The 9,937-nt window shown below is 41.3% G+C and carries 7 protein-coding genes; 3 read left to right on the forward strand and 4 right to left on the reverse strand.

Features of this window, described 5'->3' with window-relative positions:
- Window positions 1-562 precede the first annotated feature (562 nt).
- On the reverse strand, window positions 563-1,540 hold the full coding sequence (locus ACM0OS_RS27055) for an IS982 family transposase (RefSeq protein ID WP_414542704.1): 978 nt from the start codon (window positions 1,538-1,540) through the stop codon (window positions 563-565).
- 563 nt (window positions 1,541-2,103) lie between these two features.
- Between ACM0OS_RS27055 and ACM0OS_RS27060 the strand changes: the two genes are divergently transcribed.
- Window positions 2,104-2,544, forward strand: a complete 441-nt coding sequence (locus ACM0OS_RS27060; RefSeq protein ID WP_414546270.1) for a pentapeptide repeat-containing protein — start codon at window positions 2,104-2,106, stop codon at window positions 2,542-2,544.
- A gap of 123 nt (window positions 2,545-2,667) precedes the next feature.
- Here ACM0OS_RS27060 and ACM0OS_RS27065 read toward each other — a convergent pair whose 3' ends face one another.
- Both ACM0OS_RS27065 and ACM0OS_RS27070 read right to left on the reverse strand, forming a co-directional pair.
- Window positions 2,668-4,008 (reverse strand): TldD/PmbA family protein, encoded by a 1,341-nt coding sequence (locus ACM0OS_RS27065; protein ID WP_414546271.1) that lies wholly within the window; start codon window positions 4,006-4,008, stop codon window positions 2,668-2,670.
- 221 nt (window positions 4,009-4,229) lie between these two features.
- On the reverse strand, window positions 4,230-5,702 hold the full coding sequence (locus ACM0OS_RS27070; RefSeq protein ID WP_414546272.1) for a TldD/PmbA family protein: 1,473 nt from the start codon (window positions 5,700-5,702) through the stop codon (window positions 4,230-4,232).
- A 757-nt stretch (window positions 5,703-6,459) separates the two neighbouring features.
- Between ACM0OS_RS27070 and ACM0OS_RS27075 the strand changes: the two genes are divergently transcribed.
- A complete protein-coding gene (locus tag ACM0OS_RS27075) occupies window positions 6,460-7,278 on the forward strand; it encodes a SirB1 family protein (RefSeq protein WP_414546273.1) in 819 nt (272 codons plus the stop codon).
- 95 nt (window positions 7,279-7,373) lie between these two features.
- Here the strand turns inward: ACM0OS_RS27075 and ACM0OS_RS27080 are convergent, their stop codons facing one another.
- Window positions 7,374-7,814 carry an SRPBCC family protein gene (locus tag ACM0OS_RS27080; protein ID WP_414546274.1) on the reverse strand — a complete coding sequence of 147 codons (441 nt, stop codon included), beginning with the start codon at window positions 7,812-7,814 and terminating at the stop codon, window positions 7,374-7,376.
- A gap of 322 nt (window positions 7,815-8,136) precedes the next feature.
- Between ACM0OS_RS27080 and ACM0OS_RS27085 the strand changes: the two genes are divergently transcribed.
- On the forward strand, window positions 8,137-9,795 hold the full coding sequence (locus ACM0OS_RS27085; protein ID WP_414546275.1) for a mechanosensitive ion channel: 1,659 nt from the start codon (window positions 8,137-8,139) through the stop codon (window positions 9,793-9,795).
- Window positions 9,796-9,937: the final 142 nt, after the last annotated feature.

Consider the following 9,937-nt stretch of genomic DNA (forward strand, 5'->3'; position numbering starts at 1 on the left):
CAGGCTCTATCCCTTATTAAACAAGCTGTTTAGCCTTCTTGTCACCCGTTAAGCAAAGATTTAGACCCCGGGTTAGTTTTTGATGCAATTAGTGGGATTATGCTTTACACACTAATTTTTCCACCCAAAACTGAATCGTGGGAAATATACATTCGTCGTGCCTTAAGTCTTTTACTTAGTAAATAGCCTAAAAATTTCCTATAAATCCTGGCAATTCCAGCTTAGTTAAGGCTTTTGCCTTATTCGTTCACGATGATACATGGAAACTGCTCTTTAGAATACTGTTCCCCAAAACTAAAAACTATATATTTAACGCATCTAGCACAGTAGGAAACGCCGAGGTAGAGACTAGATAAAAAGTAAAAGGTAAATTTACTTCTTGAATTTTGCTGTCTTGGTATCCTTGAGACAAAAAAATTTTGCTAGCTCTACCTTTGTGTTTCTATTTCTCCTTGCTCCGGCGCAGCCAGCTAACAACAGTTGCGACGGAGTTTTGTTTTATTCATATTGGCTAGGTGTTGGATACCTCCTTTGTATTTAAGTAAACGTGAGTTCGAAGGAACTAAAAAATGGCAGGAGGTAGAGCAGGCAAATCTTTTGGGTAAATATCAATCGACGGTTTTTTAGGCAAATAGGTGTAAGCAGCTAAACCAGCCATCAAGTTAACCAAAAAGTTAAATGGACTACGATGCCGAGAGTGTTCGATTTGACATATATTTTTCAGATGGTCATTGACGGACTCAATCACAGCACGCTTGCGTAACAGAATTTTATCAATCAGTTTTACCAAGCGATTTTTCATTTTCTTTTTAGATTTTGTGACTAATTGCAATCCTCGCTCATATAACTCCTCAAATAGTTTTTGAGAGATGTAACCTCTGTCACCAAAGAGTTGAGCCAGTGCGTTGGGCGGCTCTGCCGACTTGTTCGCGGAGCGTCTCGAAGAGAAGCAACTGGCGTTGCCAATTAAGTCTTTAGTCATATCTGGGACTGGTTTTCGGTCATCCACATTTGCTGGAGTTAATGAAAATGCGACTAATTCTCCACAATCATTAATAATCAAATGCAGTTTAAATCCGAAGTGCCACCCCACAGAATTTTTGCCCCATTTGACTAAACCTTTAAATACTTTGTGAGAATGCGCTCGACAGTTATGACAAACATTTATCGGTGTGGAATCAATAAAACTAATCCCAGTAATTTCTCCTGTGCGTGTATGTAAAAAGCAACATAAAAGCATTAAGCACCAAGGCATCAATTCCACAAACCTTGTGTAGCTCACCAAATTCGGAAATGCTTCACGCCAACCTGGTAAGACGTGCAGTGTATAAAATTCTTTGAACGTCTTATATCCACTGCCATGAAAGGCTATGACTATTGTCATCACTTCTGATAAATGCATCCTCGATTTGCTACGCTTTTCTCCCATTGTTGATGGCAATTGTGGTACCTGCCGCCAGAGGTTTGACCATTGGTGACAAAAATCATCTACGTCGCAGAAAATTTGCGTGATATCGAGGCGAAATACAATGGTGGACATAGCCGAAACCTGGATTTTTCTTAGATATTTTTAGTTTCGGCATTTTTTTGTCACTTTTTTACCGCTTCTCAATTAATCGTAGTAATTCCCTCCCCCACTGTGCGCTCTGGCGAACTGACAAAAGCCCTCCGGGCATCCAAGAAACAACGCTGGCGCTATCGCCTGTTTCTGCCTCGTTCAGCAAATTCATATACAACAAGCCTTTTGCGTTTTCCTATCCGTCGAACTCACGTTATTTTAAGTTTGTAGTGAGGTGAGGACTTTAGTCCTCTCTGCGAGACGCTCCGCAGTAAGCGCAGCTATGCCCGCAGGGCTTGACAAGATAAGGGCTAAAGCCCTTACTACAAGCAAAAAATGTTTATTTTTTATGACACTTGCGTAAGTCCTGATATCTTCAAACTCTAACTCAAGTAGTATATTCACACTCTTGATTATTCACCAATTTAAATAGCAAGTTCGTCCGATCGCCAGAGGACATAATATCTATACTCTGGCAATATTAAACAATGCAAGATATTCAAATCAACACTTTAAAAGGCATTGTAATCCGCAATTCAAGACATATGAAATCTATTTTTCTCACAGCCGCAGCATTATTTAGTACGTTATCTCTAGCGGCTCCTGTTTCTGCCACAACTGAAAAAATAAATCCCGTCCAGCATTTGCTAGAAACTAGAGAATGTTATGGTTGTGATTTAACAAATGCAAATCTTCAAGGCGCTCACTTAATAGGCGTTGACTTGAGAAAAGCTAATTTACAGGGTGCAAATTTAGAAGAAGCCAACTTAGAAGGCGCAGATTTAACTGGTGCTAATTTGAGATCTGCTGACCTTACAGGTGCTTTTGCTAATGGTACTACATTTGATAACGCTAATTTGACTAATGCCGACTTAAGCGATGCTAACTTATACAATGCTCAAGTCGATAGTGCAGTAATGATTGGTACTGATATCAGCGGGGCTGATGGTTTTGATATCAATCTGGGTATAGGCGGTGAAGAATAGGAGTTAAGAGTTAACAACTAACTCCTAACTCCTGGCCTACTCGACGGCGTAAATCAAGCCACTCTTCTAGATCAGTGAATAGCCTATCCTATAAGTCTTTTGAATTTTGACTCCACGACGGTACTAGTCACCAGTAATTGATAGTTCATCAACCCAGATTTTAGGGCAAACTCCACCAGGAGTAAGTTCTACTTCTTTCTCCACATAAACAATGGACTTTAGGAGTTCCAAGAAATCGCCAGCCACAGTTGCTGATTCAATGCTCGTTTTTTCACCTTTGTTTACCAACCAACCATCAAAAGGTAGAGAAAACGAACCTTGTAAAGATTTCACTCCGGCATGGAGAGCTTGTAAATCATCAATTAAAATTACGTTTTCCGCAGTGTCTAGACTTAACTCCTGCTCAGGAAATGTCGCTGCGAAAACATGATAAAAGTTAGGACTGACGCTGACCTTAGCACCAATACTTGCATTACCCGTTGGTTGAGTATTCATGCGTTTAGCAGTTCCAGCGCTGTGGAGAAATGCTTTTAAAACGCCATTTTCAATGAGTGAAATCTGACGAGTCGGAGTTCCTTCCCCATCAAAGCTTTCAGCACCAAAGTTAGCTGGGTGTAAAGCATCATCATAAACTGAAAGTAGCGGCGAAGCAATTTGCTTACCTAAATCATCAGGGTTAGAGAGGCTTTGCTTATCCAAAATACTTTGAGCATTAAATAAGTTGGAAAAAGCACCCAACAAACTTAAAAATGCATCAGGAGAGAAAATAACGCGGTATTTACCAGACTTGATTTTTTCATAATTCAAGTGACTAATGGTTTTCTCTGCGGTTTCTTTGATGCAACCATTAATATCTAAATTATTTACGCTCCTATTGATTCTAAAAGCGCTACCACTGCGAGGTTTTTTACCTTCTTCCTCGGTTTTGCTATAAAGATAAATTGATGCCAAAGAATGAGATTCATTTCTAGTAGCACCATCACTATTCAGGTAGAACCTGTCAATATCCCTTTGCGATAAACCATTATAAGGCACACCCTTAATAGCTTGATGAGTTGCCAGCAGTTCTTTTTCAGCTACAAGGAGGCTATTGATTAATTCAGCAACAGGTGCTTGGGGTGCTTTGTCTTGAGATGGATGAGAAATAGGAGCAGTAGACTCTGGACTAAAATCAGGGACATTTTCTTTGACACCGAAAAAACTTGCTTCGTAGGCAGTTTTTAAAGCTAATTCTAGCCCTTTGGGATCTACATCGGTGGTGCTAGTAACACCCATTGTATTCTCTTCATTCCAAACCCGAACAGTCACCCCAGAGCGATTTGAAGATTTTACTTGTTTTGGCTCACCTTGATCTACTTGGACGCTAGTTTCATCTATTGTGGCGCCATAAATGTCAAATTTTTTGATACCAAGTTTACTAGCATTTTCCTTGGCATTATTGGCAATTTCTGTGATATTTGGCATAGTCACTTTTGGATTCTAGATTTTGGATTCTGAATTTTAATTAAGTAGAAGGTTTAAATTAAAGGTAGGATGGGTTAGCGTAGCGTAACCCATGCTGTCCAAGGGTTTGATGCCTGATTGAGAGAATTACAAATCTGACAAACAATTACGCCTTCCTACTTAATTACATAAGCGAAGTTAAATTTTAGAGTTGAAGATTTGGGGATTTTTCTCTAAAATTCTTATCTTCCACCCACAGTAATAGAATCAACTTTAATGTGAGGTTGTCCTACTGTGGTGTAGATACTGCCACTGACTGAACCGCAGAACCCTGGTGCTAGTTCCAAATCTTGAGAACACATGGAAATCTTATTCATGATTTCCTTAGCTTCACCAATGAGAATTGAGCCTTTTAAGGGTTTAGTGATTTTGCCATTTTCAATCAAATAAGCTTCATCTACACCAAAGTTAAATTGACCTGTAGCCCCAACGCTACCGCCACCCATTTTTTTACAGTAAATACCTTTGTCAACTGAGTTAAATAAATCTTCTGTGGTGTATTCGCCGGGAGCAATATAAGTATTCCGCATCCGGCTAGCTGCGGCAAAAGTATAATTTTGACGGCGGCCACTGCCGGTTCTGGGGTGTCCCGTGCGGGAAGACCCGGTTCTGTCTGCTAAGAAGTTTTTGAGAACACCTTTTTCAATTAACAAAGTTCTTTGAGCAGGCATTCCTTCGTCGTCCATGTCAATTGTGCCGAAGGCATTTTCTGCCCGACCTTCATCCCAAGCTGTGAGGCTTTCGTGAGCAATTTTTTCACCTTTTTTGTCGGCAAAGGGAGTAGTTTTGCGTTCAATTTGCGTGGTTTCTAATAGGTGTCCGCAAGCTTCGTGGAAAATTACCCCACCAAAGTGATTGGCCATAATAATGGGGTAAGTGCCTGATTCTACATAATCTGCATACAGCATTTTTCCGGCAGATTCTGCTATGTGTTCCGCAGCTTGTTGATAGTCCCACGTTCTTAGAAAGTTAGGATCACTGGTGTTACCAGCGCGATCGCCAATGGAGGTACGATTAGCACCGTCAGCACACAACAAGTTAAATCCTACCGATTGGGTGAGGCGAATGTCACGGGCAAAAGTGCCATCACTGGAGGCAACTAAGACTTCTTGCCAATCCCGGAAATAGGAAGCCCGGCGTGATTGTACATGGTTGGCCTTGCGTTGAAGTTGAGCCGTTCCATCTAGGAGGACTTCTCCCATTTCGCGGATGGAACTACACACAGGTAGCCAGCCATCTTTGCCTCTTTTGGTGGCGTAGTCTCTGAGTAATTCTAGGTTGATTTCGGGGATGAAAGCATTATTAACAGGTAGTTCTAGTCCGAGAATAGAAAGCCCTTTTTCTAAGGCTGCTTTCAAGCCAGAAAACGAAAGGTCGTTGGTGCTGACATAGCAGTCGCCTTTGCCGCGAAATACTCTAACTCCGGCACCTGTAGCTAAACTGGGTGAAATACTGGTAATAGCGTCTTCTTCGGCAAGACAACTAATGTAGTTGCGACGTTCTAAAAATAATTCAATGAAGTCAGCGCCCGCGGCGCGGCCTAATCCTAGGAGGGTAGCCAAAGGGGCTTCCCAGGTTTCATCGAATCGCTCTGGTGTGGAGGAGTATTGTAGGGTAGGGATTTGGTTCGAGAGAAGTAGCGTACTTGTAAGCATGGATAGCCTCGTCTGCTGGCGTTATCAGAGATTTGACTGAAAAATCCTGGTTTGTTAACTCTAGCAAAATTCTGGGAGATGGGGAGGTGGATACATGGGGCTACCGTGTACACACATCTCTGTACTGGGTGCAAAATTTGGGTTGATCCCCCTAAATCCACGCCACTTGCTACAAGTCGGGAAACCGCAAGGGCGCAGTGGCTCCCCAACCTACACCTAAATTGATAGTCTTGAAGAATAAAGTTTTGAGATTTTTCTCTGACAATAGTGTTCAAGAGGGTTAATGTCCAAATAGACAATCCCCTAAAAGTTATAAGTTAGGTTGACAGTATTTTCATAACTTGTATACCTATTTATATAGGTTAATGATTGATTTGTTTGTTATTTAAATTTTGTATATAAAAATCCTAAATGAATCACAAATAACCAGATATCGGATTTATTGAAACAGTCGAAAATCTGAGCATTTCGCTATGGGAAAATCAAATAAAATTGCTACAAGTATTTACAGCAAATGAATTAATATTCCAAATTTGATGATATAAGCTTGCAAGATATTCTACAATCTTAAAAGAAGCAAAATTTATATTCATTCTGGATTTTTGAATTTTCTTTAGCTTCTACCTTTCTATTATCTACTGTGTTCCCAACCGGAAAAGTTAGGATTAGTCATGTGATAATGACATAAAAAGAAGGTTGACTTGATCAGCTTTTGTTACTTCTATATAGTTTCCAATAGTTCTAACCAAATTTGATTATGAATTTCTCGTCAGCACGATTACATTTTTATCAGGAGATTCAGCAGCCTGACGAGCATATCGACTTAGCAAAGGCAGCTTTGTATATTGCACAGGAAGAATATCCTGATCTCGATATTGAGGAATATCTGAATGCCCTGGACACAATGGCAGGTGAGGTTAAAGAATGCTTACCTGACTCACGATATCCTCTGCGCCTAATTCAAACTCTCAATCAATATCTCTACATTGATTTGGGATTTGCTGGTAACCAAACTGACTACTATGATCCATGTAATAGTTTTCTAAATGATGTCATTGACAGACGTATGGGGATTCCTATTACTTTGGCGCTGGTTTATTTGGAAATTGCCCGCAGGATTGACTTTCCTATGGTGGGTGTGGGGATGCCAGGACATTTTTTGATCCGCCCAGATATTCCCGATATGGAAATTTTTGTTGATGCCTTTAATCGTGGTGAGGTGATGTTTGCACAAGATTGTGTAGACCAATTAACGCAAATGTTTCAGCAACCTGTGAGTTTACAACCAGAGTTTTTAGCCCCGGTAACTAATCGGCAATTTTTGAAACGGATGCTGACTAATTTGAAATATATTTACCTGAAACAGCAAAAATTAGCTAAAACTCTGGCTGCGGTTGAACGCATTGTGGTGCTTTCTCCTGGGGAGATTTTAGAAGTGCGCGATCGCGGGTTGCTATACTATCAACTTGGCCAATATCCCCAAGCGGCTGAAGACTTGCAACTGTATCTGGAAAAGGTTCCTGACGCTGAGGATGCAGTTGTGATTCGGCGGTTACTCACTGAGATGGGGGGATAGGCAGGAGGCAGGGAGCAGGGGGAAGACAACAAATATTGTTTGAGTAAATTGGATAATTTATTCTTTGGAAGTCTCTAAGAAATTAAATCCCAAATCTAAAGTTGTTCAGCGACTCGTTTGAGGCGGCGGAGTTGGGCTTGCATATCTTCTTGAGTCCAAGAGGCGGCAAAATTCTTGAATCCCCAACTGATGAGGGGATTGGCAATATCGAACTCGAAGCGGTTGAGTAAGAGTGTTCCTTGTTCTAATGGCTGACATTCCCAGCGATCGCGCCCTTGGAAAAATCCCTGAAATTCCCAAATAACTAACCCTGGCTGTCTTTCTACGACGGTGCTGTTCAGGGTGGGTTTAAGTAAGGGAATTTGAATCACAAAGCGACTTTGGCTACCAACTTCAGTACTCCAGGCTTCACCCACAGGTTCGCAACATAAGGCGGGGTTAAGCCAGCGGTGCATGAGTGCTAAATCAGTAATGCAGCGTTCTACCACTGTCGCTGTGGCATTAATTTTTATTGATTGTTCAAAAGCTTGTGACATTCCACATTCTTGATGCTGTTGCTGAATTTACAGTAACGCAAAATCTCAACTGTAGTCTAAAAAACATTGTATAGAATAATACTAAAAAATTAGAAAATATTTATTTTTAGTGTGATTTATTGATAAAACAAGAAAATAATTGACAAAGTAAAAAAAATATCTCTAATATCAACTGCTGATATTCAGCTAACTGCCAATTTACTGGTAAATTGTTAGGAAAAACATGAGTGAACTTACTGGGGTGCCGGATTATTTCATATCCATCTTACCCTAAGTACAACTGTAGTTTTTAGCACACATATAACCTTAAATACGGAAAACCATGAACACAACTTGGCAAGGTGTAACCCAGTTGATAGACATTGGTTTGTCGATGAGGGTACAGCATTTTTTCGCACAATTTCCCATCTCGCCACTAGATCAACAAAGAGTTAATACAGGTGTCGCTGGAGTCCAAGGAATTGTTGCACAATTGATTGCGTTTGTTCCCCGGTTATTGGGGGCAGCGGCATTGTTGCTGATTGGTTGGCTAATTGCCGCGATCGCAGCAGCCATAACACGCAGTATTCTCAATCGTACTGATTTAGATAACCGAATTGCCGCAGGCATCACTGGTCGTCAGGATGTTCCCAACGTTGAGAAATTCATCTCCGGCTTAATCTTTTGGGGTATTATCCTCCTGACGGTTGTAGCTGTTTTACAAACTCTGGAACTAGAGGTAGTCTCTCGACCACTAAATAATTTTCTTGACCAAGTTATTGGCTTTTTGCCGAAATTGATTGGTGCAGGTATTCTTTTGGTAGTCGCTTGGTTATTAGCAACGATTGTCAAAATTATTACGGTACGAGGATTACAAGCGTTAAGGCTCGATGAGCGGTTGAATCAAGAAACCCAAGATGATACAACCAACCTCAACCAAGTATCTTTGAGTGAGACTATTGGTAATGCTCTGTATTGGTTTATTTTCTTACTGTTTCTTGTCCCCGTCTTAGATACTTTGGCTCTCAGACAAGCTCTACTGCCAGTACAAGCCGTAATTACCGAAATTTTGTCAATTCTGCCCAATATTATAGGGGCAGGGTTAATTGCTGCTATCGGCTGGTTTGTTGCTAATGTCGTGCGGCGGATTGTCACCAACTTGCTAGCAAGCACTGGTATCAATCACTTAGGCAGTCGCATGGGACTTTCCTCAGGGGTAGGAACGCAATCTTTATCGAGCATTATCGGTACCATTGTCTATGTTTTGATTTTGATTCCTGTAGCGATCGCCGCACTCAATGCTTTGAGAATTGATGCAATTTCAGTGCCAGCGATCGCCATGTTACAGCTGGTTCTCAATACCTTACCTGCCATCTTTACCGCTGTAGCAATTTTACTCGTTTCCTTTTTCGTCGGGAAGTTTATAGCCGATCTAGTTACGAGTATTTTGACTAGTTTAGGCTTTAACAACATTTTCACAGTTCTCGGTTTACCATCACTGACTAGGGCCACTGCGGTTTCCCCCGAAGAACAAGCAGCATCACCCAGATCGGCAGTCCGCACCCCATCAGAATTTGCAGGTGTAATTGTTCTAGTTGGGATCATGCTGTTTGCCACAGTAGCAGCAGTGAATATCCTCAATATTGTTGCCTTGACAGCATTGGTAACTGGCATTTTAATCATCCTGGGGCGAATTTTGGCAGGATTGATTGTCTTTGCCATTGGTTTGTTTTTAGCAAATTTAGCGTTTCACCTCATTTCCAGTTCCGGCGACCGCCAAGCCAGAATTTTGGGACAGGTAGCGCGGATTGCCATCATCACCTTAGTTTCCGCAATGGCGTTGCAACAGATTGGTGTTGCTAGTGACATTGTAAATTTGGCCTTTGGTCTGTTACTAGGTGCGATCGCTGTTGCTATTGCTCTATCATTTGGTCTTGGTAGCCGCGATATTGCCCGTGAACAAGTTCAAAATTGGCTGGATTCGTTTAAAAGAGGCGCTTAGGCTAGAGAATAGATATTAAAGCGTGTTTCCCACCCCATAGAGACTACACAAATCAAGTCGTGATTAACCGGCTCAATGTGCAGACGCACTGATTATGTGTTGATGAATCCTTCCCCCCTTCCCCCTTCCCCCTTCCCCCCTG

Origin of the sequence: Nostoc sp. CCY0012, assembly GCF_963920855.1 — a bacterium.
GTDB lineage: Bacteria > Cyanobacteriota > Cyanobacteriia > Cyanobacteriales > Nostocaceae > Cyanocohniella.